Genomic DNA, 26,158 nt, shown 5'->3' with positions numbered 1-26,158 from the left:
CACAAACGTTCTAGCCTCAACGCGCCAATTGTGGATTACTGGCCCCAGCCCACCACTGTACGCACGCCATGAGCAATTGGATCGACCTTGCCCGCGACCGGGAAACCGGCATCGAAACCCTGCACGCGCATTTCGCCGGGCACGCGCACGCCTACGATCCGCACTGGCACGAAACCTACCTGATCGGCTTCACCGAGCAAGGCGTGCAGCGCTTCAACAGCCGTCGCGTGCGGCATGACAGCACGCCGGGCAAGGTCTTCATGCTTGAGCCCGGCGACATTCATGACGGCGATGCGCCGAGCCCGGACGGCTTCACCTATCGCATGCTCTATCTGCAACCTGCATGGCTGGAGCAGGCGCTGGACGGTTTGCATCTGGGCAGTTACGGCAGCGGCTTGCCGGGAATCGGCAGTGTGCTCAACGATGATCCCGAACTGGCCCGGGCCACCTTGTTTGCCTTCAATGCGCTGCATAAGCAGGACGTGCGCATGGTGCGCGATGTGGCGCTGGATGCGTTGCTCGAACGACTGGCGATTCACCTGTACCGGCGACCGCAACCGACCGCTGCCAACCGTGCGCCATTGATCGCCCGGCAGGCACGCGATTACCTGGTGGCCTACCACGAGCAAGACATCAGCCTGCAAACCCTGGCCGACGTCTGCGGCACCGACCGCTTTCGCCTGACCCGCGCGTTCAAGGCAGCCTATGGACTCGCGCCGCACGCGTGGCTGATCCAGCTGCGCCTCAGCCGTGGCCGACAGATGCTCGCCGCCGGCATGCAGCCAGTGGACGTAGCCAGCCGCCTCGGCTTCGCCGACCAGAGCCATTTGGGCCGCTGGTTCGTGCGTGCCTACGGCATCACGCCGGGCGCCTATCAGCAGCGCGCCATTGGCACGTTTCGACGCTGAACAAACGTTCAAGACCACCACGCTGCTCAGCCATCACAGTAGGCCCTGACTTTCTACAGGGCCGTGCCATGCTTGCGTTCATCCTCTTTGCCTTCGTTGCCTCGATCACTCCGGGGCCGACCAACCTGATCGTCCTCAGCACCAGCGCCCGACGCGGCTGGCGGCCATGCCTGCCGATCATTCTCGGTGCGGGGGCGGGCGCTGCGTCACTGGTGTGGGTGGCCGGCGCTGGCGCCAGTACGCTGATGCTGCCCGGCGTGCGCCCGGTGATCAGTGCGCTGGGGATGGGCTGGATGCTCTGGTTGGCGTGGCAGATCTTCACGGCGCCGGCCACTGCCATCGATCCCGCTTGCGGCGAGGAAAAACCCGAACTGGGCCTGCTCGGCGCCGCGCTGTTGCAATGGGTCAATCCCAAGTCGTGGATGATGGCGATCGCCGTGATCAGCGTATTTACCGCGCAAGGGCAGGGCTTGAACGCGTTGTGCCTGGCGTTCTTTCTGGTGTCGTTGCCGTGTCTGGCGCTGTGGGCATTGCTCGGTCGCGGTGCGGCGCGCTGGTTGAGTAATCCGGCGCAGTTGCAGTGGCTGAACCGGATTCTGGCGGTGTTGCTGGTGGTGTCATCGGCAACTGCGCTGTTGCATGGCTGAGCTGAGCGCGGGTTGCCGAACTCGGTTCTTGTAGGAGTGAGCCTGCTCGCGATAGCGGTAATCCAGCCACATTGATGGCGCAGGATAAACGCCATCGCGAGCAGGCTCACTCCTACAGATTTTGTGGTGTATTCGGCCCTACGAGGCGGTTGCCGGAATCACACTTCGCGTCCACTCTATGGCATGCCGACAAGGAGCGTCGCCGACCCTCCGTCGTGACCCAAGGGAGCTTGCAGCATGAGCGAAGACAACAAGGTAAAAGGCCCGGCGTCGTACTTTCCCTCCATCGAAAAAAAGTACGGCCAGCCCATCGATCACTGGCTGAACCTGCTCGCCGGCATCACCGACAAGAAACACATGGAACTGGTGGCGTGGCTCAAGGAAGAACACGGCATGGGCCACGGCCATGCCAACGCGCTGGTCGCGCACCATTTGGCCGCAGGCAAACAGTGAGGGCAGGGCAGCGATGAATTTCTCCCACCGGCCAGTGACGGCCGACGACGTCAAAACCCTGTGCGGCTTTCCGCAGGGCGTCCAAGAGTTGTACTTCATGTTCCCGAAAGCGCAGTACCCGCTGACGGAAGAACAAATGCACACCGCGATCAGCCAGCGCTTCGACTCCACGGCTTTTCTGGCCAACGGCGAGTTCGTCGGTTTCGCCAACTTCTACCGTGCCGAGCACGACGGCGTCTGCTGCATCGGCAACGTCATCGTCGCGCCTTACGCCCGTGGCCAGGGCGTCGCGCGCTACATCGTCGAAACCATGACCGCGGTCGGCTTTGAAAAGTATCAGGCCAGGGAAGTGCAGCTGTCCTGCTTCAACGAAAACACCGCAGGGTTGCTGCTCTACCCGAAACTCGGCTTCGTGCCGTTCTCCATCGAAGAACGCGCGGCACCGGGCGGCAGGCGTGTGGCGCTGATCAATATGACCCGCCATCGACATTAGCATCCCTCAATCCCTGTGGGAGCGAGCTTGCTCGCGAAGACGCCAGCCCAGCCAGACGTACTCCCGAGCCTTGCGCAGAACCTGTGGGAGCTAGCCTGCTAGCGAAGACGCCAGCCCAGTCAAAACGAGTTCCCGAGCCTGACCGCGAACCTGTGGGAGCGGGCTTGCTCGCGCAGACGCCAGCCCAAACGACACCGCGCTGCATCCATAAACACGATCATCCAGGCACCCGATGACTCAAACCTCCTCACCCCTAAGCTGACGGCTCATCAGATCGCAACTCGCCGACCACGACGTCAACCACTCCGGCATCTCCGGCGACTGTTCAGGCAGCCCCAACTCCCTGACAAACTCACCCGGCGCAATCGTGCCTTTCGCCGAACGAAACAGCCCACGCATCACCACCACACCAATCACCCGTCCCTTGCTCACGAAGCGATGCTCCATGAAGCTCCATTTGTCGTCCCAGCCAAGCATCCGGCTGTGGATTTCAAACGCTTCAAACAGCTTCAGTTCACGCCGAAATTTACCCCAGGTATCGCCAACGATCGGCAACGCTTTAGCGCGCAACGCCACCCGAAACGCGCCACTGCGCAACACAAAATCCATGCGCCCGACGTCAGCCATGGTGAAGTAGCGACCATTGGTGACGTGCCGATTCAAATCGAGATCCAGCGGCCACACGCGCATGCGGATCACGGTGGATTCCAGCGCGTTGACCGGCTTGCGCCACGGGCGGCGAAAAAGCATGCAGAGCAGTCGAAACCACAGATTCATCAGTACGTCAGCCAGTTGAAAAGAGCGCTGCACTCTAGCGAGCCGGGCGACGGCGAGGTAGGTGCGTAAATGACTTTTTTGAACGGAACAGTGCATTCCGATCATTGCGGGGTTGATGCTGGATCGGTAGCCCGTTCAATCAACGGATAAACAGGAAATATTCGGGATGTTTATATGAAGCCTACGGTTACCACCGAAGCCCTACAACGCCTTGCGCCATCGCCTACGAGTACGCCAGAATCCGCCGGCTTGTGCGTCTAGGGCGCGGGTTCTATCGTCTGTCGGTCACTGAAAAACAGTGATCGGGTTTGGTAGCCCTGAGTCTCGTAGATTGCATAAGCATCATGATCTGCAGTGTCTGTCCGACACGGCTTTATGGTGGTCATGCACAGGGCGTCTTCGGGCGCGCCGGTTTTCTACGTCCCGGTCTACCAACCTGCGCATGGCCGCCACCCTCGTTTGGTAGCGAGAGTGATGGCTCCCTTTTTTGACGTAGGAGCTTCACCATGATCAAACCAACACCCAACCCGCCAGAAACCGACCTCGCATCCCCCTACGAATCCCTCGATTCGAAAAAACTCCACGAAGCCGCCGAACGCGCCCTCGACCATTACCTGTCCCCGGCCAGCCAAATCATGGCCAGCCCCCACAAACCCGAACCCATGTACCTCGCCAACCCGAAGTGCGACACCGAATCCCTGCTCGCCAACGCCAGCGAAACCCTCGGCTCCGCCAGCGAAATGCTCAACAACTTCGCCGCCACACTCGACACCTCCCACCGCAAAACCGCACTGGGCATCGCCCAGGTCGTCATGCTCGGCGAACTCGCCGTAAATCAGGCCCTCGACAACGTCGAAATCGCCCACTGACCACCCCGGTGCGACGAGCCAAAATCCTCGTCGCACCCGGCAATCCCAACCGAGCTGGCACACGGCCACGCCTTGCGCCCCCAAGCCTCGGCTGGCACCCTTCGGCCCGTTCTTCAAGGATCAGAACAAGGAATCAAGGATTGAGTGGCTACGTTCCCAACCCCCCGAAAAACTACCGCTACGAAGAAGCCAAACCCGTCGATATTCACGCCCAGCGTTGGGCTGAGTATGAGAAGTATGGGAAAGAGCCTTCATCGGCGCGTGAGAAAACTGGCATTGCACTGCGTATTGGAGTTTTCTTCGACGGCACAGGCAACAACGCCAACAATGCTGCCGCCGGGTTGCTCTGCGGTGCACATCATCCCATTGCTGCTAAAGATATTGACGCCAGTTGCAAGCCGTTCATGAAAGACCCGGACAGCAGCTACGGCAATGACACCAGCAATGTGCAAAAACTGAGTGACTTGTACTACGCCCCTCAAGGCGCCGAAGGGGATGGCGCGCAAAAGCAAGCTTTCCGCGTGGTGTATATCGAAGGCATCGGTACCCGTTCGGGCCAAGAAGACAGCAAGTTCGGTGCAGGCACTGGTCGAGGTGAAACAGGTGTAGCCGGTCGTGTGCAATTCTCTTTTTCAGAAATCAAGCTGCGTATTGAGGGGCTGTTGGCTAGCCACCCCAATAGCGAAATTACCTCATTGACGTTCGACACGTTCGGGTTCAGTCGGGGGGCTGCCGCCGCACGACACTTTGCCAACGAAATTGCACGCGGTAAGCAAGGTCCTCTCGGGGAGGTGTTGCGTAGCAACGCCAGAGATTTCAGCTCAACCTTCAATGACCAATACAAAAGCAGTATCAACATGGGCTTTATTGGTCTGTTCGACACCGTACCTTCAGTTGCTGGCTGGTCCAATCTGGGCAACATCCAAAGCCCAGTGGCGACGGGAATAAAGTTGTATCTGGACCGGCGCTTTTTCACTGATGTTGTTCAGCTAACGGCCCGCGATGAATGTCGCGCCAACTTCGCTTTGAGTCGTGTAAAACCTGATCATCTTGAGATTACTCTGCCGGGTGTCCACTCCGATATTGGCGGCGGTTACCTTGAAGATGCCCTAGAGGATGTTCTAGTCAGCCCAATGCAAACCCTCGAGGTACCCCAATACACAGAGGTGGCTTCTACTTCGATCTACCGTGACGCGGTGACAATCAGAGAACAATGGCTTGCCAAAGGGTGGCCTGCGGAAATGCTGGAGGTCGTCACCCCTGATCCTCTTCTTTTAACCGGTACAGCGAAAAACGATTTCGGCCCACGCATGAAACGCATTTATGCCGCTCTGCAACTTAAACGCCCCGTGAGCGGCCTATTGTCCAGGGTCTATTTGCGAGTGATGCACAAGTTGGCGAAAGAGAAGGGCGTCCGCTTTAAGGACATCCCAGAGACACCTGAACTGGCCGTTCCCTCAGAGCTTCAAGCATTATGTGATCGTTTTTTGGCAGGTGATTACAGCGTCACTCCCCAAGAAGATGAGATGCTGAAGCTGAAGTACATTCACACCTCGGCAAATTGGAACCATCCCTTGGGTCGCAGAGATGGCAGTGGTGTAAGAGCCGTCTATATCAACGCACCTACGACCGACTCGATTCGTGTGCAACACCCCCACGTACCTGACTGGACGCTCTGGTAATGAAATTACTTGTCACCCTGATTTGCGTGTTGTTCATGACTGGCTGCCAGTCTGCTGACCCGCTATCCGGCAAAAACGATCCCAAGTCCGAATGGTGGGAACTTGCCTTCATTGAGCCTGACTATATGCAGGTTTGGGTGGAAGACAGTTCTGTCCAGGACGTCACCGGTAAGGTTTTCTTCAAAGCCAATGGAGGCTCTGCGGCGGGTGGTGAGCCTGAAGATGGCACCGAGTCAGCCCGTGGATGGTCCATCGTTGATGGCAGCGGGAAGCGAGTGGTCGGGGCCGGTCTTCCCGTCCGCATATACGTTCGATGGCAATCGATCGTCGAAAAGAAAACCTGGCAAGCCTGGGTAGATATCCCAGAGCAGGCAAGGCAACTGATGGTGTCATCCACCAACAAACGATGCCCGGAAACGCCTGACCGAGAAGCCCGGTTTATGGCATCGGTCTACTTGGGACTCGCTCCCGGTGGAGTTGTGCAGGCTTGGGTTAAAGATTCATGCCATCACGCGGTCAAGGTCGCTCGGGCGCAAGCCGAGATCGAGCCATTAGGGCCGAGTCAGGGTAAGAACGAAGGGCGTTATGCATACCCTGTCAGCGAAAAGGCCAAGCGGTATATCGAGAAATTCGGCATTCCGTACGGGAGTTGGTAATCCTTAAGCCAATGAAGCAATTCGTAACGATACTCTGTGCCTTGTGGATGAGCGGCTGCCAGTCAAGTTATCCGCTATCAGCCAAAAACGACCCCAAATCTCCTTGGTGGGAGCTAGGCTTCACTGAGCCCAACTACATGAAAGTCTGGGTTGAGGACACTTCGGTCGAAGACATTAAAGGGAGAACGTTCCTGCGCACCGGAGGTGGATCGGCGTCAGGTGGTCAACCTCAAGACGGAACAGAATCGGCGCGAGGCTGGCACGGCGTGGGAAGCACCGGAAAAAGTGTTGTTGGTGCGGATCTTCCCAAACGGATCTATGTCCGTTGGCAATCAATTGTTGAACCGCAAACGTACAAGGTCTGGGTAGATATCCCAGAGGAAGCCAGGCAACTCATGCTTGAGTCCGTCAACCAGCGCTGCGCCAAAACACCTGAACAAGAGGGGCGCTATAACGCGTCTCTCTACTTGGGCTTGGCGCCCGGTGGTGTCGTGCAAGTCTGGGTTCGAGACTCATGCCACCATCCTGTCAAAGTCGCCAGAGCACAGGCAGAGGTCGAACCGCTGGGGCCTAGTCAAGGTAAGAACCAAGGGCGCTATGCCTATCCCGTCAGCGAAAAGTCTAAGCGGTATATCGAGAAATTCGGCATTCCGTACGGGAGTTGGTAACCCGTCCGCGAATGAAGCAATTCATATTAATTTTGAGCGTTCTACTGGTAGCTGGATGCCAGACTACGGACCCACTTTCAGCCGAGAATGATCCGAGATCCGATTGGTGGGGGCTGGCTTTCACTGAACCTGATTACATGAAGGTCTGGGTAGAAGACAGCTCAGTCCTGGACATCAATAACAGGACTTTTTTCAAGGCAGGCGGAAGCACCGCCGCCGGAGGTGAACCAGAAGATGGCACGGAGTCAGCCCGTGGTTGGGGGACGGTCAGTGGTTCCGGTATTCCGGTAACCGGTGCCGATCTTCCCAAACTCATCTTCGTCCGTTGGCAATCCATATCAGAGCAGAAAACCTACAAGGGTTTCATTGAAATTCCAGAGTCAGCGAGGCAATTGATGATGGATTCAACGCACCAGCGTTGCCCGGAAACTCCTGAAAGGACCGCTCGATACATGGCTTCGCTTTACGTGGGGCTGGCCCCGGGCGGGGTGCTTCAAGCATGGGTCAGAGATTCATGCCACCGACCGATCCGAGTCGCTCATGCCCAGGGCGAACTTGAACCGCTAGGCCCGGAGCAGGGGAAGCATGGCGGGCGCTATGCCTATCCGGTGAGTGAGAAGGCCAAGCGCTACATCGACAAGTACGGCATTCCGTTTGGGAGTTGGTAACCGTCACCTGATGAAACTACTTACAACGATACTTTGTGTTCTGTTGATCAGCGGGTGCCAGTCCAACGATCCGCTTTCAGCAAAGAACGACCCTAAATCTCCATGGTGGGAACTCGGTTTTACCGAACCTAATTACATGAAGGTCTGGGTTGAAGACAGCGCCGTGGAAGACATAAAGGGCAAGACGTTTCTACGCACTGGCGGTGGAATCGCATCGGGCGGGCAGCCTGAAGACGGTACAGAATCGGCCCGAGGTTGGGACGGAGTGGGTGCATCTGCCAAAGCAGTAGTAGGCGCTGATCTCCCAAAACGAATTTTTGTTCGCTGGCAGTCCATCGTGGAGCCTCAGACCTATCGCGCATGGGTGGACATACCCGAAGAAGCCAGACAATTGATGCTGACCTCGGTCAACCAGCGCTGTGCGAAAACCCCGGACCAGAAATCTACCTATATATCTTCGGTCTACCTGGGATTGGCTCCCGGAGGTGTCGTACAAGTGTGGGTTAGAGACTCCTGCCACCATCCAATCAAAGTGGCTAAAGCCCAAGCTGAAATCGAACCGCTAGGACCAAGCCAAGGTAAAACCCAAGGGCGTTACGCTTATCCGGTCAGCGAAAAGTCCAAACGGTATATCGAAAAATTCGGTATCCCTTACGGAAGTTGGTAAACGGTAAACCAATGAAGCTAAGCATTGTGGCGGTATGCGTGTTGTTACTGAGCGGCTGCCAGTCTGCCTCCCCGCTTTCCGTAAAAAGCGACCCGAAAGCCAATTCGTGGGAGCTTGCGTTCACCGAACCCTATTACATGAAAGTTTGGGTTGAGGACAGTGCCGTCGAAGACATAAACGGCAAGCTATTCACGCGGACGGGAGGAGGCACAGCCGCTGGTGGCGAATCAGAGAATGGCAAAGAGTCCGCGCGCGGTTGGCATGCGGTAGGCGCGGCTGCGAAACCAGTGATTGGCGCTGACTTGCCCAAACGCATTTACGTGCGCTGGCAATCCATCGTCGAGCCGCAGACCTATAAGGTTTGGGTGGATGTGCCTGAAGAGGCGAGGCAGATGATGGCGCAATCGGTCAGTCAGCGGTGCCCGGAAACACCGGAGGAACAGGCCAGCTACAGCGCATCTATTTATCTGGGATTGGCCCCAGGGGGCGTTGTACAAGTTTTCGTTCGGGACGAGTGCCACCGCCCTGTCAAAGTCGCCAGAGCACAGGCAGAGGTTGAACCGCTAGGGCCTAGTCAAGGTAAGAACCATGGGCGCTATGCGTATCCCGTCAGCGAAAAGTCCAAGCGGTATATCGATAAATTCGGCATACCGTACGGGAGTTGGCAGTAGACAGGCAGGAGACACTTCTCTTGTCTGTCTTCAGCGGCGTTGTTCTAAGTAACCATATTTGACAGCTACCGAGTCAATGTCGGGTTCAGCGAAGGTCCGCTTTCGGCCATTAGCGGACGCTCACAAACGACCGCTACTGGCCAAAAGCAGGATTGAGACGGCTCATACATCTTGAAAGCCCTTAGTCAGTAATCGCGATCCGGTTTCAAGTCTTTCAAAAGCGTGTGGCGATTCCAAGGTCCGCAGTACTGAGGAAGATGTGCGACAAGTCGGTAGCCGCACCGCTTGTACCAGTGCGCCACGCTGTCATCGAGGGTCTCAATGAGCGCTTCATGGCATCCATGCTCCAGAGCAAGTGCCTCAAGCCTGTGCAATAGCTCGGTTCCGATGCCTTGCCCGCGCCATGGAGCATCTACCCATAGGTAATTGATAAAAAGACGGCCAAACTCAGTTCGACCTGTGACACCGCCAACTAAGGTCTCATCATCCATCAGCGTGCAGGCTATGGGATCGGCATTTCCGCCATGTGCGCGCGACAAGTTCTGCCCGTGTTGTATGACGCCATCAGATACAGCACGCAGATCCTTCTCGTGAATGCTACCGGTTGTACGCCACTCCTTCCTCATTTCATTCCCTTATGTCGCGTTTAAACAGAGTGACATGCAAGTCGAGTGCCGTTTCTAGCGGCATGGGCTGGCTGGTATAACCTCTTGCGGAAGGTCACAAACGGCAAGTGGTTATAGCAGTACGTCATGAGGGGCTGCTTCCGGCCATAAGCGGACGTTCGCAAGCAGCCCCAAGCGATCGATCGTCGGGCATCATTTTTCCCCAAAAGAGGTGTGTGTGACCGGGGGGGCGGCGGCTCCAGCGCAGCACCTGATGCGCCAACACCGGCCTACCTGTTACAGCTCCGTCCGAGTCGGCTATCCAAGGAGGCACAACCCCACAGCTGATGATTTTCGCGGATATAAGTTTCGTTGGAGACGATTTCGCAAACCCTCTGTACGTAGTAGCATTTTGCATTCATGAAGGGCGCAAGGATTCAGTGCCCGTGATAAGTGAGATTGGTTTGAATCAAGGATTATGATCCACAGCTCTTTTCGAGAGCTACGATTACATCGAAATCAAGTGCTTAATTTGCGCCTAATAATTGGGGAAATTCCAGCGTGATTAATCCAAAAATGGTGTCTGCATATGAAAATTGAATTTATTACCGACCGGTGTTACGAAGGTGCTCTTGCCGTTGAGGCAGGCTCTTTCAAAAAATGGCTCAATATTAACTACCCTGAGATTGAGGTAGTAACGCCACAGGATGCGACGATATTTGATCTCCACGACTACTCATACATCATGCCCCTGGTCAGCTTAGCCAGCGATATGTCGTTGCAAAATTATCTAGCGCTTGTAGTTCAATATTTAGAAACCTACACCAGTAGTCGCTTGGAGGGCGAGTCTGATGAGGTCCAGCTCAGCGCATTTTATCAAGATGGATCTGTGACGAAGGAATTCAAATTCAAGGGATCCACAGACGCATTGAAGGCCAGCATAAAAAAGTTTGACCTTAATAAATTCATGGAATCTCCTTAATGTACGGGTTAAATCTTCTTGTTGATGAGCTCCCCAGTACCCATAAGGCCACTGCAGATATGCTAATACACATATCTACCAGAAATTATGATGACGCACTGAAGTTGGCGGGCGAAGCACAGGCTAAAATCAACGAATATAAAACCAGCATAACCGAAGACTCTGCGAGAAATAACTGTTTCATTTATTACGTATTCTTCGAGTTGCTAAAAAGCCTAGCTTCGTACTGGAAGTTTGTTGAGGCGGAAAAATATTACGACTCTTGGTGCAAACTTCAAGACGCTTTCGACTGCCTGCGCCAACTAAAGCGGTTTTATAAAGATGAGAACATCTTCCTCCGGTTCATAACTCGACAACTACTATCTGTAGAGAAGGTTTACCCCTACAAATATTTCTCAAGCTGCGGATTTGTTGTTGAGTATTTTGAGTGCAGTATATGCTCTCAGAACATTGATAGTGATAGCTGTCCACATGTTAAAGGTCAGCTATATTCTGGGGAAATGGCAATTGCCATCGCACGAAATATAAAAAGAATTGACCATCTAGCGATCGTTACCAACCCCAAGAACAAACGTCTGGTCTTAGCACAAGACGACTCTAGGCAGGAATTCAACCTGCTCCGATTGTTAATTCTAGAGTTTAATGCCAAAAAATGTGGCCCATTGGGTTTCGCGAAAGTCCACCTCAATGAGAAAATTCGTATAGATCCGGACCATCAAAGAGCTCCGCGAAACTCGCCATGTTATTGCGGCAGCGGAAAAAAATATAAAAAATGCTGCATAAAATCAGAGCAAATGTCGCATCTCCATATGGATATTACTCTTGCGGCGTTGCTTGAAAACCAAGCATCCCAGCTTTAGCTGGACAAAAATCTACCGCAACAAAACGATACACTAGGAGTAAAAATGGCAAAGGCGAAGCCAGAGATGAAAATGCCAGAATTCATGGTGTTTCTTCGAACATCAGTGGTGGGATTTCTACTGGCAGAAGTCTGGAGGGTATCAACCTATCTGGGTAATAACTTTTCCCCAGAATTGATCAATGTAAATTTCTTCGCTACAGCCTCGTTTATCTCCAGCATAGTGTTAATTTGCTTTATGTATGTATTAAGGCGAGGAGGAATGTCACATGTTGCTCGCATAGTTCGCAGCGGCAGAGCTGATATGATTTTATCAATTGTAGTCGGCGCATATGCTAACGAACTCCTATCTTTGAAGCTTGAAATATTCCACAAGGCCATCCAAAGTGCAGATCCTTACTGGACACCAGCAATTCTAACGCTGCTCTGTACGATATTAGTGTCTCCACTAATTCAAGCCTATTTTTCCGATACTCAAAAAGACTCTTCCCAACTATATTTTTTAGCAGACGATGAAATACAGCATAACAATGAGGATGCATTAGGCTGTGAGTCTCAAGCCGAATCATTCGCGAAGACAGTGATGGCAAGTAATGCGCATCCAGGTCTAGTGTTTGGCATTGATGGGCCTTGGGGCGTAGGTAAAACGAGTTTCATAAACCTAGCAGCCCGGCACTGGGAAAAAAATTCTAAAGAAGTAATTGTTTGCCGCTTCGAACCACTTCGCTTTGCTTCTGAGCCAGATCTTACTGATCGACTAATCAAGGAACTATCGGCAACCATTCAGCGAGAAGCCTATGCTCCGGAGTTTAGGCCTGCGGCTACGCGGTACTCACGCCTGATAAAAGGTAAAGCAGATATATCCTTCTTGGGATTCAAGCTTGCTGTCGAACCCTCACAAGAAACCCTTGATGAGCTTTTAGATGATATTGATACTGTGCTTCGGAGGATAGGTCGACGCGTTATTATCGTCATCGATGATCTTGACCGCCTAGATGCAAAAACCGCCAACTCTGTTTTGTTCGCAACCCGTAGAACATTTAAATTATCACAGGCCGCCTTTATACTTTGCTACGATACTGAAATTCTAGCAGGAGCTCAGGAAGAAACTTCGCGCGCCCGTGAGTTCCTAGAAAAATTTGTCACTGTGAAGCTCAGTTTATTTGTCGATATCACTTCCATACGGAATTTCCTGACAAGGGATTGGCGTAATGAAGAGCAGAAACTTGCATCGGTGCCTTCTGACACAATGGTACAACTTGGTGCTGTACTCAGCGAGCTAGCGAATATTCTTGAGGGAGATAACGCAGCGAGCTATTTACCTTTTGTTGGTAATCTTCGGAAGGTAAAACGTTTCGTGAACGCTCTGCTTATACTACAGATGGAACGCAGTGATTTATCACGCACAGATTTCAACAAAGTCGATCTAATTAATCTTGTATTGCTAAATTTGTTCTACCCAGGTACCTTCCGGATGATTTATGCAGAAGAGACAGAGGGTAGATCCGGCCGCTACTCGGTGAAGAGAAATGCTGAATCAGACTACTTCATAAACTCACCAGAGTTCTCGGGCCTATTAGAGAAGGAGCCGGCTCAAGCTTTCCTGCTACGTCAGCTCTTCGACGTGACAACTCTGGAACTCCCGGCACGCGCCGATATAGAGGAATCAGTACGAGCCAGTCGCGCATGCTTTAACCATGAAGAATCTCGAAATCTAGAAAACTATCTCAAGCTCATCGTCAGATTTGCCACCCCTGAACCCCAGGACACGTTCGCACTGTATCAAAAATCTGTCACCGCAGTTATGGGTGGTGAAAAAATCGATGCCATCCTTTCATCAAACAACTTTAATCTAGCTGTTTATGAACGAGCCCATGATCAGTTCTGGAGATTGCTCGTCAATAGCTCCTCTAACTTAAACGATATTGCAGCCGAAGATGCCATTAATACCTTAGTTGAATACCTCCCCCGATATGCTTCTATCGGCTGGTTTGACAGAAGTTTACGGCATAGATCGATCTACGCACTCTTGAGGCTTTTAGATCGAGCTGGGTGGAGTGGAATGGGTGGCAAGCGCCTCGAAAACTCTGATGAAAATGTTAGAGAAATAGCTCGTCGAATTTTTGGTGAGGGAGAGTACGAGAGCAAAGGTCTGCTCGACCGGCTTGCCAGCGAAGACCGTGGTGCGTTGGGCTGGAATGACCTAATGCTATTCAGGCTTCAATGTTCGGCAGATCGCCAAGGCCAATTGTATAATCTTCATAGAGCACTCATAGTGTTTGATTACCCGGACGCAAAAACCTCAGGAGCAGTGGGAGGATTGGCAATCATGGGTATGAGAAGGATCTCCCAGATAATATATTCCAAATTTAAAGCCAACTACATTGATAGAAAAGTTAATTTTTACGCTGCAGTTGATGCGATTCCAACGGAAAATTTTGATACGGCGGGACTTTTGCTAAATGATAAATATGATCCGACATTTAAAAGTGCAATTGCCAGCAACATACTCGCCAGCCGCTCAGGCGTAAAAAGCTTTGTGATATACCAGTTGTGCAATACCCAAGGACCGAATGGCTCTGGAATCGGTTGTGGTTACTACAATGAAGCAGGTGTTGAGGGCAATTACGGCATATCAAGACTAGTTAATAATTACGTATTCGGTTTCTGCTTCAATCCTAAGGTTGATGAAGATAACGCCTATCACTTCCTTGACTATTGCCTCTCCAACCTCAGTAACTCGTATTTCGAGGCAGAGCCTGGTGATGGCTTCGTGGCCGCTAGAAACGGTTTAATCGGATGCTTCGATTTTGAAAGCTTTGTCCAGTATTGGAGAGAGCATGGGGCTTTTGTCCGTGCAAAAGCTGAAAAAATGTCCAACCGGACGGTGGTGACGTCGAACTATGTCGCTTCCTATGCCGACGATTTAAATGGAGTGTTCAAAGTCCTTGATGGCATTGTCGATGAGAAGGATTCAGCATAGCTGGACTAACAACCAGCACCGCTACTCTGCGTGGACGGAATATAACCAACGGTCATAGCCCTGGGCGTTTAAGTCTGCCTTTTTCCAACGCATCAGACTATTCCCGACCTACCTCTAGTCGGAGCGGCTGGAGGATGTGTTCAGACGGCTGCTTCTGGCCGGTAGCGCTTGCGTGCGAACGTCCGCTTCTGGCCGAAAGCGGTAGCCTGGTACGGCAGGTTTCGGCTAGAAGCGCACTCGACAGCTAGCCGCTGATGTCTCTACGCTGATCGATCTGGTGAAAGCACACCACTAAAAGGAGCAGTCATGTTGGTAGTTGCCATTGATCGAGATAGCGTTCATGCGGGAGATGATCTGGAAAGTCATGCAATATCGATCACACTCGATCAATCAGCAACACTGCGCACCTTGATCGAAGTGATACAAGATATGGACTACCTACCTCGTATCAGTGGAGGCAAGGCCACTTGGGTTGTTTATTCATCTGGCAAACCATTAGGTGTTTTAGCCCAGCAATGGCCAGAACCTAAATTGGTCGTGCGCCCCGAGAGCATCGTGGATCAATATTTCGGAAATATCGAGCCTCGCCTACTTTTCAGATATTGGTGTCAGGCAGATCCAGATGAGGTCTTTTCGGATGCCCAGGCCGGAAATGAACTGCCATCACGATTTTAGAATGGGCAGGAGGCATTGCTTTAGATCAATGCGGTTCAGATTACTGCTGTGGGTCGATAGCTGTCTCCCGTGAACGACTGCTTTTGGCCGAAAGCAGCCCCCATCCGTAATTCCCTATCAGCCCTAGTCCCGCCAGATCAACGGAATCTGTTGGTGGTATCAATCAGCGACGATAGCAAACGCAGCACTCCCCAAAACCTCCCCATTCACCAAAACCCTCACCCCATGCCGCCCCAAAAAATGCTTCCGCGTCGTAAAATCCCGAATTACCTGCCGTCTCCCCACAACCACTTCCCCAAACCCCGCCAACTCCACCGTCTTCAATTTAAAAACCTTCCCCGAAACCCCGCCATTCGCCTTCACATAGTCAATCACATAATCAATCACCAACCGCTGTTCATGCGCCACCGTCGACTTCACCGTAAACGACAACGTAATCGCTTCTCCCAGCCTCACCACCGCCGGCTCAACCCGCACATCCAGCAACTCAACCTCTGCCTTGGCCCCCGCACCAATCACCGTCAGTGCGCGCAGATCTCCCTGTTTGATCAAGCTGCGCAGCGCATGCTTGGCAATCCACGCCGTGTGTTTGTTCTCCAGTGGCCAGCCTTCAATCGTGTCCAGCACCCATTCCGGATGCTCTTTGGTCACGTCATTCAGATGGTTCGCTACGGATTTGCGCACGTACAGACTCTCGTCGGCTTTCAACCGATCGAGGATGCCGGCGGTCAGTTGCGGGTTGGCTTGCACGGCTTCCAGGCGGAATGACCAAGGCAGGCGGGGGCGGGTGCCTTCGCTGGCGAGGCGGCGGATGTGGTGGTTTTGGTCTTGGGTCCAGTCGTGCATGAGTTCCAGCGAGCGCTCGAGGTCGCTGCGCAGGAAGTGGCGGATGGCGAATTCGGAGGAGCCGAAGGTGGTGAAGTATTTCAGCGCTTGCATCGAGGTATCGAAGGCGTGGCCGCCGTAGCTGGCGACGTAGTGCGGCAGGCACATGCTGACGAATCCGCTGTTGAGGCGGGGGGCGAGTTCGCGCAGGACTTCGAGGGAATCTTCGTAGTCCAGTGGCAGCACGGCGTGCAGGCTTTCGCTGACGCGAGCCATGCGTTGCATCACCGACAGTTCGGCCAGCCCTTGGTTGGCGTGTTTGAGAAATGCCTTGGCCTTGAATGCCGGGTACACGGCGCTCATTTCGCTGGCGATGTGTTGCAGGCGCTCGGCGTTGAAGATTTCCTTTAACGCCGGGGTGGTGGTGTCGGTGGTGCTCATGGTCAGGTCATCGGGGTGCTGACGAACGCTTCGAGGGTTTCGGCGTACGCGGTGTATTGGGCGATGTGCGGGTAGCGGCGGGTGTCGATCTGGTCGGGGACGACAAGGTCGGTGAAGCTCCAGGCGACGGCGAGGCTGATGCCGGCTTGGGTGAGGGTGCCGTCGGTGGGCAGGCCGGTTTTTTCCAGTTCCTGTTCGAGGGCGGTGAAGGCGGCCGCGAGTTGGCCTTCGACGCGTTCGACCCACGGCTGGTATTGAATGTCGGCCGGGCGCAGGTTGCGTTCGTAGTAAAGCTGCACGGCTTTTTCGCAGGCGGCGAGGTTGAGGCCGATCAGGCGCAGGGCGTGGGCGCGTTGTTTAAGGTCAGTTGGCAACAGGCTTTTGCCGCTGGCGGCTTCGAGGTAGTCGAGGATGAGGGTGGAGTCCATCAGAACAACGCCGTCATCGAGGATCAGCGTGGGCGCCTTGACCACCGGGTTGATCTGCTGGAATTGCTCGAAGTGGCGGAACACCGAGACTGACTCATGTTCGAGGTCGATGCCGAGGCGTTTGGCGGAGATCGCCACGCGGCGCACGTAAGGGGAGTCCAGCATGCCGATCAGTTTCATGACGCGTTCCTTCAAGTCGAACCGGTGGGGAAGGCATAACCTAGCCGAGCCTGAGGTAAATGTCAGTCGTCAAAACCGGCTTGTTCGTGAATCTCGTCCACATTCAATTCCAGCCGATACGCCACCGCCACAAATAACGCCTGACACAAACACAAGGTCGCACTCAGCGAACGAAACGCCAGTGCGCTGCCCTCATTCACCAGCAGCAGGCTGTTGGCGTTTTTGGCCAAAGGCGAGAGGTGGCTGTCGGTGAGGATCAGGGTGTTGGCCTGTTGCTGGCGGGCGTAGCGCAGGCAGTGCTGGGTTTCCTTGGCGTAGGGGGTGAAGCTGATGGCGATGACCAAATCGCCGCTACGCACACTGCGCATCTGCTCGCGATAGCTGCCGCCCAGCCCGGAAACCAGGTGAATGCGCTTGTGAGTGTGTTGCAAGTTGTAAACGAGGTAGTCGGCGACGGCGAAGGAGCGACGTACGCCGACCACATAGATGTTGTCTGCGTTGACGATCAGGTCGACGGCTTTTTCGAACGCGACGTCGTCGAGTTCGCGGCCCAGGCGTTCGATGCCGGAGCGGGTGGCGTCGATGCATTCGCGGGCGAGGTCGCCGTCGCTGGCTTGCTGAGACTGGTTGGCGATCATGCTGCGGATGCGTTGCTGGTAGTTGTGCACCGGCGACGCTTTGTGGGTGTAGGCGGCGCGGAACAGTGCCTGCATCTCGCTGAAGCCGCTGAAACCGAAGCGCTGCGAGAAACGCACGATGGCGGACGGATGCACCTCGCATTCCCGGGCGATGTCGCTGATGCGATCGACCATGATCCGGTCGCTTTGCTGGCTCATGTAGCTGGCGATGCGCTTGAGTTGGCGCGGCAGGGTGTCGTATTCGTCGGTGATCAGTTGCAGCAGACGCTCGGCATTGATCGGGGGGCTGGCGAGGGGGCGCTCGTCGTTGGCCGGCAGATCGGGGCGGGGCATAAGTTATCCTTCGGGCTGATCAAATCACACAAAGTGCTGGGATGTGCCTGATGTTAGGAGGGCTTTTGGGGTTCTGCTTGGCTGAAACGATGCACCGGGCGAAGAAAAATTCGCGATGAGGCACCAGCGGTTAGCCGTTTGTCTTCTATATACAGCCGCTCGACTGAATTTCTTGCTATAAACGCACTCCGATGACCGCCATGAAGCCTGTGTCAGAGCTGTTTACGGCTGTTGTCGGACAAATTCCCGGTATTTACAGTTGCTGAGGCCTCAAACGGGCCTTAGACTGCCGCCCCTTCGTAAATTGAGTGCCGGGTGGCGTTTGCAATAAACGATGCCTTTTCGTCGACCGGACACGGTTCGCCGGAACGCTCCCTATTTCGCCTTAATGCACGTTTTTTTATAGAGATATCAATGACAAAGGACAAGTTGCTGGCCATGCCGGCAGATGACTACATGAATGCCGAGCAACACGCTTTCTTCACTGAGCTGTTGCAGAACATGAAAGTCGAAACCCACGAGCGCATTGAGCAAAACCGTATCGCCATCGAAAGCCTGGACACTCCGGCCGATCCGGCGGACGCGGCTTCGGTTGAAGAAGAGCGCACCTGGCTGGTGAATGCGATCGATCGCGACCAGCGCATGCTGCCGCAACTGGAACAAGCCCTTGAGCGCATCAAGGAAGACAGTTTTGGCTGGTGCGACGACAGCGGCGAGGCCATCGGCCTGAAACGCCTGCTGATCAGCCCGACCACCAAGTACTGCATCGAAGCTCAAGAGCGTCACGAGCAGATCGACAAGCACCAGCGTCAGGCCTGATTCCATGGCTGCCCCCTGAATCGGGGGCGCCTGCAAAAGATCGCAGCCTTCGGCAGCTCCTACACGAGCTGACGGGGCTGCGATCTTTGCTTTTGCTCGTCTGCGATATTTTGCGCGTCGTTCCATTGACCTGCTGCAGACTCCACGACTAACGGACCATGGATAATGGCGTTCTAGTGGCGTTTAATGCAGTCACAACAATGAGAACAAGCGTGGGGTGTTGATATGACGAGAGATGGATCTCTGGTTGGGGCTTTGCCCGCACCAGTGCTGTTGCCGAAAAACCGCTGGATCGCTCCGACCCTGCAAAGCATCGCCCTGATGCTGTTGCTCGCCGGCATGACGCTGGGTGGATGGTCGCTGTACATCGGCATGCCGCTGGCGGTGCTGATTGTCTGGCTGCCGCGCCTGCGCTCGCGGGCCACCCCTGATGCTGCGCCTGTCGATGCAGGCAGCGCGATTTCCGAACTCACCCGCGATCTTTCCTACACCACCAGTCATAACGCACTGTCAGCTGCCGGTGTGGCGTTTTCCGTCAAGCAACTGGCGAGCAAACTCGAATCGCAACTCGACGCAGCGGCGCAGATTGTCAGCAACGCCGAAGTGATGATCGCCACCGAACACGCCACTTCGCAGCTCAGCCGTGAAGCGCTGGACGCCGCCAGCGAGGCGCATCACAGCAGCGCGGCGGGGCGCACCGAACTGGTGGATTCGATTGCGCGCATGCATCAACTCAGTCAACGCGCGAATGCCAGCCGTGAGCTGATCGAAGCCCTGAGCCTGCGCAGCGACGACATTCAACGGGTGACGCTGGTGATTCAGTCCATCGCCAGCCAGACCAATCTGCTGGCCCTCAACGCCGCGATTGAAGCGGCGCGGGCGGGTGAGCATGGCCGTGGTTTTGCGGTGGTGGCGGATGAGGTGCGGGGTCTGGCAGCGCGGACGGCCTCGGCGACTGGCGAAGTCGGCGAGATGGTCGCCGATATTCAGCAGCGCACGGCGCAAGTGGTGGAGCAGATCCGCGAGCTGTCCAGCGATCTGCAGATCGGTGTCGAACAAGTTGAAAACACCGGCCAGCATCTGGAAAACATCGCGCGGCTGGCGGCGGGCGTAGAAACTCAGGTCGGCGAAATCGCCCGTGGTGCGGAAACCAATCGCGAGCAACTCGACAGCCTGTTCAAGGCCATCGAGCAGATGCGCAGTGATCTGGCGATCAGCGATCAGCAGACCCGACGTCTGGCCGAGGCCGCTGTGCAGATGGAAGGGCAGGCGGAAACCATCAGCGAGCGTCTGGCCGAAGTCGGTCTGGATGACTATCACCAGCGCGTCTATGACCTGGCGCGGGAGGGCGCGAGTCAGATTGCGGCGCGGTTCGAGGCGGATGTCGAGCAGGGGCGGATCAGCCTTGAGGATTTGTTCGACCGTCAATATCAACCGATTCCCGGAACGCAACCGGCGAAGTTTCAGACCCGTTTCGACCGCTACACCGATCAGGTATTGCCGGCGATTCAGGAGCCGTTGCTGCCGCGTCATGAGGGGTTGGTGTTCGCCATCGCCTGCACGCAGCAGGGTTATGTGCCGACGCACAACCTGGCGTTCAGTCAGCCGTTGACCGGTGACCAGCAGGTGGACGCGGTGGGTAACCGCACCAAACGCAAGTTCGCCGACCGCACCGGGATTCGCTGCGGCAGCCATCAACAGGCGGTGTTGCTGCAGACCTACACCCGCGATACCGGCGAGTTGATGCACGACTTGTCGGTGCCGATCATGGTCAAGGGCCGGCATTGGGGCGGTCTGCGTCTGGGCTATAAACCAGAGAATCCGCGCTGATCGATTGTTACCGCTCGCGCAATGAATCTGTGCACGTGGGTTGCTGTTTCCTCCGCGACGAAGTCATTAACATGGCTATTAGTTAGGTAGCTAATGAAATCGAGAGGTCAGTATGTGCAGAGTCGATGTCGCGGTGATGATTGGCAGTGGTGTGCCCGCCGGATTGCGCGCAATGGGCCGGAGCGTGTGCTGGGTGGTGTTGCTCAACGGTGAGCGGCGTGGCACCGCGTTCGCCAGTCGCGACGAGGCGGAGGAGTGCAAGGCTGCCTGGCTCGCGCAACTGATGGCCGAGCCTGGCGACAGCCTGCACTGACATTTATTAACGTCCGTCGTGCAGGCGTACGTTCAATTCATCGACCATCCCTGCTTCTTCGCCGTCAGCGCGCAGCCACTCCTTCAGAAGTTGCGCCTGTTGTGGCGTCCAGAAGTCGGCATCGATCAACTTGGTTTTGGCGTCCAGCGGATGCGCTTCGATGAAATCGTCGATTGCCCCGTTTTCCGACGGCAGGCCCAGTTGGTCGAACAGGGTTTTCAGATCATATGCAGGCAGTTCCATCGTGTACTCCTTCTTGCGTGTGCCGGAATGGCGCTGTCGCTCGCTCTTTATCTGAGGCAGCCGTTGGACAAGAGTTCGATCCGTGATTCAAGCAAGCGGGCGAGGGCGCACGCTTCGTTGTGGTCTTCGCGGAAACCTCTTACACGACCGGTGGAAGATTCCTTGATATGAAAGAAAGCGTTACCCGCCGGAACTACCTGAAATCGCGGTCTGTGATTGCCTGCTCCGTGCTCCGCAAGTTCAGCCAGATGGGTGCCTTGCAGTACGAACGGCGTGTCGACACCTGGGTTGGAAGGCTGGGCAAAGTGGGTCAGAGTGCACATATGAAGTCCTTTTCATGAGTTGACCGACGTTTAAGGGCCGGTTCGGGTAGTCGGAAGGAGCATCGCTGCTCTAGAATCGCCAGTGTCTGCTGGCGACAGGTGCCTATCTAAAGCAATTTTTTACCGGCGATATGTCGGAAAAGGGCTTTTTTTCGTCAGTTTTTTCCCTAAAGTTTGTAGTCCGTCTTCGTTGCGCTTCAATGAAGATTTTTCCTTCAAGGCCTGGCGAACGTCGAGGCAAGTTTCTCGCCTGACTTTCCAGTAGTCTTGCGAACTTGTGATGTATGGGCGCTCCGCTTGTTTCAGGTGTACTGAAGTCATTCGGTAACAGCATCGGCCTGGCCGTTTTTTTGCCGTGCGCGTTTTGGCGCCGGGTACTTTTTCAGATGTGGGGATGTTTCTTTGGCAGTCAGTAACCTCGATATGCATGCTTTGTTCGTGTTGGGTGATTTGCGTGCAAAGCTGGTCAAGCTGTTCCAGTCGCGTTTTGTTTACATCACCGAACAGAACGCCGAAGGCATTTACGTGGCCGAGATCGACACCGAAAGTGCGTTGGTGGTCGATGACAAACCGGGGCTCAAGCTCAAGGTCGGCGATCATTTCAGCGCGGCCGTTCTGCCCAGCCGTGAAGGCGGCAAGATGGATATCCGCTTTCGCGAAATCAAACTGACGGTATACGGCCTCGGCGATTACGCGTTTGTCGATACAGCGGACGGCCACGCGATCCTGTTCAAGGAAGGCCACAGCGTGGTGACGGCGTTTGCCGCACATCAGCAACTGCAGGAAGGCCTGACCAAGACCCTGAAAGCCGTTACCGGTAAAGCGGCGAAGTGGCGCAAGGGCGAACTGATCACGTTCAAGGCCAGCGAGTGATCGGTGGTGTGAGTCGCGCCGACTTCCATTCGCAGAACCTCGACCGTGCGCGTGAGGAGGCATTGCGCCTGTTCAACGCCAAAGCCGAATTGCAGGGCGCGTGGCTGAACTGGGTGGCAGCGCAGATCTACACCTTGCGGCCTGCGGAATACGCCAGCATGGTCAGACGCGAGCTGCAAAGCTTGCAGGAAAAGTCTGAAACATAACCTCGCCGGGGTTGGCCCCCGGAAAAAGCAGGAACCTCGGCTACAGTCAGTTGACTGAGTATTCAGAGGCTTGCGGTCTTCTGCCAGGCCATCCTGCTATTGCTGTGAACAGCACGAGGTGCAAAGCATGAAAGGAATTCGACGGCTATTGGCCGCCAGCGTGGTTTCGTTCGGTGTGCTGACGGCCGCGCAGCCGGCAGCGGCGGCACAGGCGCCCATTCATTTTGCCGACCTGAACTGGGAAAGCGGCAGCCTGATCACCGATGTTCTGCGGATCATCGTCGAGAAGGGCTATGGCCTGCCGACCGATACGCTGCCGGGCACCACCATCACGCTTGAGACCGCGCTGGCCAACAATGACATTCAGGTCATTGGCGAAGAGTGGGCCGGGCGCAGTCCGGTGTGGGTCAAGGCTGAAGCGGAGGGCAAGGTCGTCAGTCTCGGCGATACGGTCAAGGGTGCCACTGAAGGCTGGTGGGTGCCGGAGTACGTGATCAAGGGTGACCCGGCCAAGGGCATCAAGCCGCTGGCGCCGGACTTGCGCAGTGTCAGCGACCTGAAGAAATACAAGGACGTGTTCAAGGATCCGGAAAACCCGAGCAAGGGTCGGTTTCTCAACAGCCCGATCGGCTGGACCTCGGAAGTGGTGAACAAGCAGAAACTGACTGCCTACGGCCTGCAGGACGACTACACCAACTTCCGCAGTGGCTCGGGCGCGGCGCTGGATGCCGAGATCAGCTCTTCGATCCGTCGGGGCAAACCGGTGTTGTTCTATTACTGGTCGCCGACGCCGCTGCTGGGCAAATTCAAACTGGTGCAGCTGGAAGAGCCACCGTTCGATGCCGAGGCGTGGAAGACCCTGACCGATGCCGATAACCCTAATCCGAAACCGACCCGTTCGCTGGCGTCGAAGCTGTCGATTGGCGTGTCTACACCGTTCCAGAAGCAATATCCGCAGATCGCGGATTTCTTCAGCAAGGTGGATTTCCCGATCGAGCCGCTGAACAAGGCGTTGGCCGAGATGAGTGAGAAACACACCGCACCACGGCAGGCGGCTGAGGCCTTCATGAAGGCGCATCCGGAGGTGTGGCAGGCTTGGGTGCCGAAGGATGTGGCGGAGAAGGTGGCGGCTGATCTGAAATGAGATGGGCTTCTGTGGCGAGGGAGCTTGCTCCCGCTGGGTTGCGAAGCAGCCCCAAATCGGCGACTGCTTCGCAGCCGAGCGGGACGGTGCGACGATTCGACAAGCTCCCTCGCCACAGGATAAGTGTCGACTCAGAACTTCGTCTGTACCGCCAATTCAAAGGTACGCGGCGTACCCAGATAGTAAGCCGGCGAAACATGCGCAAACTCGGCATACACCTCGTTGGTCAGGTTGCGCACCCGGCCGGTGACGGTGGTGTGCGAGTCGACCTTGTAGCTGAGAAAGCTGCCGAACAGCGTGTACGACGGCACGGTCATGGTGTTCGCTGTGTCTGCATACACCGACGCCACATACCGCGCATCGACCCCACCTTGCCATTGCGGCGAAAAATCATACGTCAGCCATAGATTGCCGACCCGGTCCGGAACGTTGGTTGGCGTGTTGCCCTTGCGTGAAACCACCACGCCGGCGGCGTTCTTTTCGGTGAAGTCATCGTATTGCGCATCGACCCAGGCGAAGTTGCCTTCGGCCAACAGCTTGTCGGTGATCCGCAGGGAGCTGGCGATCTCGATGCCTTTCGAGGTTTGCTGACCTACCGGAATGCTGGTGGTCGGGTCCAGCGGGTCAGTCACGGCGAAGTCCTTGCGTTCGATGGTGTACGCGGCAACCGTCGCCGAGCCACGGCCGTTGAGGTAGTCGAACTTGCTGCCGATTTCCCATTGCTTGCCGGTCGACACGTCGAAGTCCTGCGTGCCGTTCGGTTGTTCGGCGGCGGTGCTGTATTGCACGTAGACGTTGGCCGACGGGATGAACTGGTAGGTCAGACCGACGCGCCCGGTGACCGGCTCCCAGCTGCGTTTGAGGTGCTTGGGATTGGCGGCCGTCACGCTGCGATGGTTGGTCACGTCGAGGTCGATATCGTCGTAACGCAGGCCAGTGAGCAACGCCAGTTTGTCGGTTAGTGCGAGGCGATTTTCCACGAACAGCGCCTTGGTGGTGACCTCGTTGGTCTTGTCGCTGATCAGCGCCGGGTTGGTGCCGGGAATGTCGTAGAAGTGCCCGGGCCGGTAGTGGTTCGGATCGACCGTGCTCGCGCCTTTGATATTCAGCGGCGAGTTGGTGGTCTGGTTGACCTTGTACTCGAAACCGCCGGACCAGGTGGTGTCGAGGCCGAACAGGGTGTTGTCGTGGCGCAGTTCGAACTGGTTGCCGTTCTGCTCGCCCTGATGCCGCACTTGATAGGCGGTGGAGCGGTTCACCGCACTATTGTCGGCGTTGTACTGATAGGTTTCGAGGTTGCGGTAGTCGCGTTGGCTGTCGAGGTGATACAGCGTATTGCGCAGAGTGGTGCTGTCGTTGATCCGGTAATCGATGATCGAGCGCACCCAGATCGTGCGCTGTTCGTAGCGCCCGTCCTCGACGTTGTAGTTGTTGAAGCGGTTGTGTTTGTCGATCTTCAACTCGCCGGCCTTGGGGTTGAGTACCGGCGTGCCCCAGTACGGGCTGTCTTCGTGTTCGTCCTGATATTCCAGGGCCAGGGTGTGCGACAGATCCGGCGTGAGGTCGCTGAGCAACGAGAACGCCACGCTCCAGGCATCGCGCTCCTGACGGTCGATGTAGCCGTTGCTGGTGTTGTGGCTGACATCGAGCCGCGCGTAGTGCTGCACGTCGGCGCTCGGGTTGGTCAGCGCGTGGTTGAGGCCGAACGCAGTTTCCGTGGTGTCGTAGCTGCCATAGCTGATGCGACCTTCGGCGGCTTGTTCGTCGCGGGTCGCCAATTTGGTCACGTAGTTCAACGAGCCGCCGACCGAGCCAGCGCCGTTGATCAGCGATGAAGGACCGCCGACCAGTTCGACTCGGTCATAGATCCATGAATCCACCGGTCGGGCGAGGCCGCCGGAGACGTTGATGCCATTGAACATCTGGGTAATCTGGCTGCTGGTGAAACCACGATAGGAGACGAATCCGCCAAAGCCCGGCGGCGCGCTGGCATTGACCCCGGGCAGGGTGTTGGCGGCGTCTTGAAAGTTCTGTGCGCCGTGGCGTTCGATGTCGTTGCGGTTGGCGACGGCCACCGAGGCCGGCGTGTCGCGCACGCTCAAGCCGAGGCGCGAAGCCATACCGCTGGATTGGTCGAGGCTCAGGCCCGGTTCGCTGGTGGATTCGCCGTCGATGGTGATCGGCGCCAGATCCACGGTGGATTGCGCCCAGGCGTTAAGGGACAGGCAGCCGCACAGGCTCGCCAGCAAAGGAATATGTTTCATCGTTGAATCCTGAATGCTTGTCTAGAAATCAGCGC

General features: G+C 55.7%; 29 protein-coding genes. 21 read left to right on the top strand and 8 right to left on the bottom strand.

The features are described 5' to 3' along the window. The first annotated feature begins 68 nt into the window (after nucleotides 1–68). The 4 genes from ACS4NR_RS10380 (at nucleotide 69) to ACS4NR_RS10365 (ending at nucleotide 2,501) form a co-directional block, all read left to right on the top strand. Nucleotides 69–908, top strand: coding sequence for a helix-turn-helix domain-containing protein (locus ACS4NR_RS10380; protein ID WP_456020005.1), 840 nt, complete (start codon nucleotides 69–71; stop codon nucleotides 906–908). Nucleotides 909–976: 68 nt separating this feature from the next. Beyond that, nucleotides 977–1,555, top strand: a complete 579-nt coding sequence (locus ACS4NR_RS10375; protein WP_456020003.1) for a LysE family translocator — start codon at nucleotides 977–979, stop codon at nucleotides 1,553–1,555. Between the two features lie 237 nt (nucleotides 1,556–1,792). Further along, a complete protein-coding gene (locus tag ACS4NR_RS10370) occupies nucleotides 1,793–2,008 on the top strand; it encodes a DUF4287 domain-containing protein (RefSeq protein ID WP_103484215.1) in 216 nt (71 codons plus the stop codon). Between the two features lie 13 nt (nucleotides 2,009–2,021). Then, a complete protein-coding gene (locus ACS4NR_RS10365; RefSeq protein ID WP_456020001.1) occupies nucleotides 2,022–2,501 on the top strand; it encodes a GNAT family N-acetyltransferase in 480 nt (159 codons plus the stop codon). Nucleotides 2,502–2,738: 237 nt separating this feature from the next. Here ACS4NR_RS10365 and ACS4NR_RS10360 read toward each other — a convergent pair whose 3' ends face one another. After that, a complete protein-coding gene (locus tag ACS4NR_RS10360) occupies nucleotides 2,739–3,278 on the bottom strand; it encodes a thioesterase family protein (RefSeq protein WP_095136509.1) in 540 nt (179 codons plus the stop codon). Between the two features lie 506 nt (nucleotides 3,279–3,784). Here ACS4NR_RS10360 and ACS4NR_RS10355 point away from each other — a divergent pair. The 7 genes from ACS4NR_RS10355 to ACS4NR_RS10325 all read left to right on the top strand — a co-directional run bounded on the left by ACS4NR_RS10355 (nucleotide 3,785) and on the right by ACS4NR_RS10325 (nucleotide 9,159). Beyond that, complete coding sequence (locus tag ACS4NR_RS10355; RefSeq protein WP_202369866.1) at nucleotides 3,785–4,147, top strand: DUF6124 family protein; 363 nt, start codon at nucleotides 3,785–3,787, stop codon at nucleotides 4,145–4,147. 140 nt (nucleotides 4,148–4,287) lie between these two features. Then, nucleotides 4,288–5,829 (top strand): phospholipase effector Tle1 domain-containing protein, encoded by a 1,542-nt coding sequence (locus ACS4NR_RS10350; RefSeq protein ID WP_456019999.1) that lies wholly within the window; start codon nucleotides 4,288–4,290, stop codon nucleotides 5,827–5,829. Further along, a complete protein-coding gene (locus ACS4NR_RS10345) occupies nucleotides 5,829–6,485 on the top strand; it encodes a DUF2931 family protein (RefSeq protein ID WP_456019998.1) in 657 nt (218 codons plus the stop codon). Before ACS4NR_RS10350 ends, ACS4NR_RS10345 begins: the two co-directional genes overlap by 1 nt. A gap of 11 nt (nucleotides 6,486–6,496) precedes the next feature. Further along, the gene (locus ACS4NR_RS10340) at nucleotides 6,497–7,153 is read left to right on the top strand and encodes a DUF2931 family protein (RefSeq protein ID WP_456019996.1); all 657 of its coding nucleotides are present in this window, start codon (nucleotides 6,497–6,499) and stop codon (nucleotides 7,151–7,153) included. 11 nt (nucleotides 7,154–7,164) lie between these two features. Beyond that, entirely contained in the window at nucleotides 7,165–7,821 is a 657-nt protein-coding gene (locus tag ACS4NR_RS10335; RefSeq protein WP_456019994.1) for a DUF2931 family protein, read from the top strand. Nucleotides 7,822–7,831: 10 nt separating this feature from the next. Then, nucleotides 7,832–8,488, top strand: coding sequence for a DUF2931 family protein (locus ACS4NR_RS10330; protein WP_456019992.1), 657 nt, complete (start codon nucleotides 7,832–7,834; stop codon nucleotides 8,486–8,488). An 11-nt stretch (nucleotides 8,489–8,499) separates the two neighbouring features. Then, nucleotides 8,500–9,159 (top strand): DUF2931 family protein, encoded by a 660-nt coding sequence (locus tag ACS4NR_RS10325; RefSeq protein WP_456019990.1) that lies wholly within the window; start codon nucleotides 8,500–8,502, stop codon nucleotides 9,157–9,159. A gap of 185 nt (nucleotides 9,160–9,344) precedes the next feature. On the opposite strand, the gene ACS4NR_RS10320 is transcribed toward ACS4NR_RS10325, so the two are convergent. Next, nucleotides 9,345–9,785: a GNAT family N-acetyltransferase gene (locus tag ACS4NR_RS10320; RefSeq protein ID WP_456019988.1), complete on the bottom strand. Its 441-nt coding sequence runs from the start codon at nucleotides 9,783–9,785 to the stop codon at nucleotides 9,345–9,347. Nucleotides 9,786–10,353: 568 nt separating this feature from the next. On the opposite strand from ACS4NR_RS10320, the gene ACS4NR_RS10315 reads away from it, so the two are divergent. The 4 genes from ACS4NR_RS10315 to ACS4NR_RS10300 all read left to right on the top strand — a co-directional run bounded on the left by ACS4NR_RS10315 (nucleotide 10,354) and on the right by ACS4NR_RS10300 (nucleotide 15,263). Further along, nucleotides 10,354–10,746, top strand: coding sequence for a hypothetical protein (locus tag ACS4NR_RS10315; protein ID WP_456019987.1), 393 nt, complete (start codon nucleotides 10,354–10,356; stop codon nucleotides 10,744–10,746). Further along, nucleotides 10,746–11,606, top strand: a complete 861-nt coding sequence (locus tag ACS4NR_RS10310) for an SEC-C metal-binding domain-containing protein (RefSeq protein ID WP_456019985.1) — start codon at nucleotides 10,746–10,748, stop codon at nucleotides 11,604–11,606. Before ACS4NR_RS10315 ends, ACS4NR_RS10310 begins: the two co-directional genes overlap by 1 nt. Before the next feature lie 45 nt (nucleotides 11,607–11,651). Beyond that, on the top strand, nucleotides 11,652–14,588 hold the full coding sequence (locus ACS4NR_RS10305) for a KAP family NTPase (RefSeq protein ID WP_456019983.1): 2,937 nt from the start codon (nucleotides 11,652–11,654) through the stop codon (nucleotides 14,586–14,588). A gap of 306 nt (nucleotides 14,589–14,894) precedes the next feature. Beyond that, nucleotides 14,895–15,263: a hypothetical protein gene (locus ACS4NR_RS10300; protein WP_083387108.1), complete on the top strand. Its 369-nt coding sequence runs from the start codon at nucleotides 14,895–14,897 to the stop codon at nucleotides 15,261–15,263. Nucleotides 15,264–15,422: 159 nt separating this feature from the next. Here ACS4NR_RS10300 and ACS4NR_RS10295 read toward each other — a convergent pair whose 3' ends face one another. The 3 genes from ACS4NR_RS10295 to ACS4NR_RS10285 all read right to left on the bottom strand — a co-directional run bounded on the left by ACS4NR_RS10295 (nucleotide 15,423) and on the right by ACS4NR_RS10285 (nucleotide 18,108). Beyond that, on the bottom strand, nucleotides 15,423–16,529 hold the full coding sequence (locus ACS4NR_RS10295) for a DNA alkylation repair protein (RefSeq protein WP_456019982.1): 1,107 nt from the start codon (nucleotides 16,527–16,529) through the stop codon (nucleotides 15,423–15,425). Nucleotides 16,530–16,531: 2 nt separating this feature from the next. Next, a complete protein-coding gene (locus ACS4NR_RS10290) occupies nucleotides 16,532–17,137 on the bottom strand; it encodes a glutathione S-transferase (RefSeq protein WP_456019981.1) in 606 nt (201 codons plus the stop codon). A 62-nt stretch (nucleotides 17,138–17,199) separates the two neighbouring features. Continuing rightward, complete coding sequence (locus ACS4NR_RS10285) at nucleotides 17,200–18,108, bottom strand: MurR/RpiR family transcriptional regulator (protein ID WP_007966905.1); 909 nt, start codon at nucleotides 18,106–18,108, stop codon at nucleotides 17,200–17,202. A gap of 414 nt (nucleotides 18,109–18,522) precedes the next feature. Here ACS4NR_RS10285 and ACS4NR_RS10280 point away from each other — a divergent pair, with 414 nt between their 5' ends. From ACS4NR_RS10280 to ACS4NR_RS10270, 3 genes are all read left to right on the top strand, one after another. Next, a complete protein-coding gene (locus ACS4NR_RS10280) occupies nucleotides 18,523–18,927 on the top strand; it encodes a TraR/DksA family transcriptional regulator (RefSeq protein ID WP_003225981.1) in 405 nt (134 codons plus the stop codon). 225 nt (nucleotides 18,928–19,152) lie between these two features. Further along, a complete protein-coding gene (locus tag ACS4NR_RS10275; protein ID WP_456019979.1) occupies nucleotides 19,153–20,757 on the top strand; it encodes a methyl-accepting chemotaxis protein in 1,605 nt (534 codons plus the stop codon). Nucleotides 20,758–20,869: 112 nt separating this feature from the next. Continuing rightward, nucleotides 20,870–21,070 carry a hypothetical protein gene (locus ACS4NR_RS10270; RefSeq protein ID WP_003225978.1) on the top strand — a complete coding sequence of 67 codons (201 nt, stop codon included), beginning with the start codon at nucleotides 20,870–20,872 and terminating at the stop codon, nucleotides 21,068–21,070. A 6-nt stretch (nucleotides 21,071–21,076) separates the two neighbouring features. Here ACS4NR_RS10270 and ACS4NR_RS10265 read toward each other — a convergent pair whose 3' ends face one another. Further along, complete coding sequence (locus ACS4NR_RS10265) at nucleotides 21,077–21,313, bottom strand: DUF2789 family protein (RefSeq protein ID WP_456019977.1); 237 nt, start codon at nucleotides 21,311–21,313, stop codon at nucleotides 21,077–21,079. Between the two features lie 47 nt (nucleotides 21,314–21,360). Next, nucleotides 21,361–21,636 (bottom strand): hypothetical protein, encoded by a 276-nt coding sequence (locus ACS4NR_RS10260; RefSeq protein ID WP_095136494.1) that lies wholly within the window; start codon nucleotides 21,634–21,636, stop codon nucleotides 21,361–21,363. 402 nt (nucleotides 21,637–22,038) lie between these two features. Between ACS4NR_RS10260 and ACS4NR_RS10255 the strand changes: the two genes are divergently transcribed. From ACS4NR_RS10255 to ACS4NR_RS10245, 3 genes are all read left to right on the top strand, one after another. Next, entirely contained in the window at nucleotides 22,039–22,509 is a 471-nt protein-coding gene (locus ACS4NR_RS10255) for a hypothetical protein (RefSeq protein ID WP_456019975.1), read from the top strand. Nucleotides 22,510–22,517: 8 nt separating this feature from the next. Further along, on the top strand, nucleotides 22,518–22,715 hold the full coding sequence (locus ACS4NR_RS10250) for a hypothetical protein (protein ID WP_027612962.1): 198 nt from the start codon (nucleotides 22,518–22,520) through the stop codon (nucleotides 22,713–22,715). Nucleotides 22,716–22,842: 127 nt separating this feature from the next. After that, nucleotides 22,843–23,859 (top strand): ABC transporter substrate-binding protein, encoded by a 1,017-nt coding sequence (locus ACS4NR_RS10245; RefSeq protein WP_097090304.1) that lies wholly within the window; start codon nucleotides 22,843–22,845, stop codon nucleotides 23,857–23,859. 131 nt (nucleotides 23,860–23,990) lie between these two features. Here ACS4NR_RS10245 and ACS4NR_RS10240 read toward each other — a convergent pair whose 3' ends face one another. Further along, a complete protein-coding gene (locus tag ACS4NR_RS10240; RefSeq protein ID WP_456019973.1) occupies nucleotides 23,991–26,123 on the bottom strand; it encodes a TonB-dependent receptor in 2,133 nt (710 codons plus the stop codon). Nucleotides 26,124–26,158 lie beyond the last annotated feature (35 nt).

Source organism: Pseudomonas sp. JQ36, from assembly GCF_053851495.1.
The sequence above is the reverse complement of the archived record's forward strand: the minus strand, read 5'-3'. Positions and strand labels throughout refer to the sequence as shown.

Excerpts from the sequence above, each read along its gene's own strand:
- ACS4NR_RS10275 (WP_456019979.1), top strand. The coding sequence starts at position 19,153 with ATGACGAGAGATGGATCTCTGGTTGGGGCTTTGCCCGCACCAGTGCTG.
- ACS4NR_RS10365 (WP_456020001.1), top strand. The coding sequence starts at position 2,022 with ATGAATTTCTCCCACCGGCCAGTGACGGCCGACGACGTCAAAACCCTG.
- ACS4NR_RS10345 (WP_456019998.1), top strand. The coding sequence starts at position 5,829 with ATGAAATTACTTGTCACCCTGATTTGCGTGTTGTTCATGACTGGCTGC.
- ACS4NR_RS10290 (WP_456019981.1), bottom strand. The coding sequence starts at position 17,137 with ATGAAACTGATCGGCATGCTGGACTCCCCTTACGTGCGCCGCGTGGCG.
- ACS4NR_RS10360 (WP_095136509.1), bottom strand. The coding sequence starts at position 3,278 with ATGAATCTGTGGTTTCGACTGCTCTGCATGCTTTTTCGCCGCCCGTGG.
- ACS4NR_RS10325 (WP_456019990.1), top strand. The coding sequence starts at position 8,500 with ATGAAGCTAAGCATTGTGGCGGTATGCGTGTTGTTACTGAGCGGCTGC.
- ACS4NR_RS10240 (WP_456019973.1), bottom strand. The coding sequence starts at position 26,123 with ATGAAACATATTCCTTTGCTGGCGAGCCTGTGCGGCTGCCTGTCCCTT.
- ACS4NR_RS10340 (WP_456019996.1), top strand. The coding sequence starts at position 6,497 with ATGAAGCAATTCGTAACGATACTCTGTGCCTTGTGGATGAGCGGCTGC.
- ACS4NR_RS10295 (WP_456019982.1), bottom strand. The coding sequence starts at position 16,529 with ATGAGCACCACCGACACCACCACCCCGGCGTTAAAGGAAATCTTCAAC.
- ACS4NR_RS10335 (WP_456019994.1), top strand. The coding sequence starts at position 7,165 with ATGAAGCAATTCATATTAATTTTGAGCGTTCTACTGGTAGCTGGATGC.
- ACS4NR_RS10245 (WP_097090304.1), top strand. The coding sequence starts at position 22,843 with ATGAAAGGAATTCGACGGCTATTGGCCGCCAGCGTGGTTTCGTTCGGT.
- ACS4NR_RS10310 (WP_456019985.1), top strand. The coding sequence starts at position 10,746 with ATGTACGGGTTAAATCTTCTTGTTGATGAGCTCCCCAGTACCCATAAG.
- ACS4NR_RS10260 (WP_095136494.1), bottom strand. The coding sequence starts at position 21,636 with ATGTGCACTCTGACCCACTTTGCCCAGCCTTCCAACCCAGGTGTCGAC.
- ACS4NR_RS10320 (WP_456019988.1), bottom strand. The coding sequence starts at position 9,785 with ATGAGGAAGGAGTGGCGTACAACCGGTAGCATTCACGAGAAGGATCTG.
- ACS4NR_RS10315 (WP_456019987.1), top strand. The coding sequence starts at position 10,354 with ATGAAAATTGAATTTATTACCGACCGGTGTTACGAAGGTGCTCTTGCC.
- ACS4NR_RS10285 (WP_007966905.1), bottom strand. The coding sequence starts at position 18,108 with ATGCCCCGCCCCGATCTGCCGGCCAACGACGAGCGCCCCCTCGCCAGC.
- ACS4NR_RS10265 (WP_456019977.1), bottom strand. The coding sequence starts at position 21,313 with ATGGAACTGCCTGCATATGATCTGAAAACCCTGTTCGACCAACTGGGC.
- ACS4NR_RS10300 (WP_083387108.1), top strand. The coding sequence starts at position 14,895 with ATGTTGGTAGTTGCCATTGATCGAGATAGCGTTCATGCGGGAGATGAT.
- ACS4NR_RS10370 (WP_103484215.1), top strand. The coding sequence starts at position 1,793 with ATGAGCGAAGACAACAAGGTAAAAGGCCCGGCGTCGTACTTTCCCTCC.
- ACS4NR_RS10375 (WP_456020003.1), top strand. The coding sequence starts at position 977 with ATGCTTGCGTTCATCCTCTTTGCCTTCGTTGCCTCGATCACTCCGGGG.
- ACS4NR_RS10330 (WP_456019992.1), top strand. The coding sequence starts at position 7,832 with ATGAAACTACTTACAACGATACTTTGTGTTCTGTTGATCAGCGGGTGC.
- ACS4NR_RS10380 (WP_456020005.1), top strand. The coding sequence starts at position 69 with ATGAGCAATTGGATCGACCTTGCCCGCGACCGGGAAACCGGCATCGAA.
- ACS4NR_RS10270 (WP_003225978.1), top strand. The coding sequence starts at position 20,870 with ATGTGCAGAGTCGATGTCGCGGTGATGATTGGCAGTGGTGTGCCCGCC.
- ACS4NR_RS10305 (WP_456019983.1), top strand. The coding sequence starts at position 11,652 with ATGGCAAAGGCGAAGCCAGAGATGAAAATGCCAGAATTCATGGTGTTT.
- ACS4NR_RS10280 (WP_003225981.1), top strand. The coding sequence starts at position 18,523 with ATGACAAAGGACAAGTTGCTGGCCATGCCGGCAGATGACTACATGAAT.
- ACS4NR_RS10355 (WP_202369866.1), top strand. The coding sequence starts at position 3,785 with ATGATCAAACCAACACCCAACCCGCCAGAAACCGACCTCGCATCCCCC.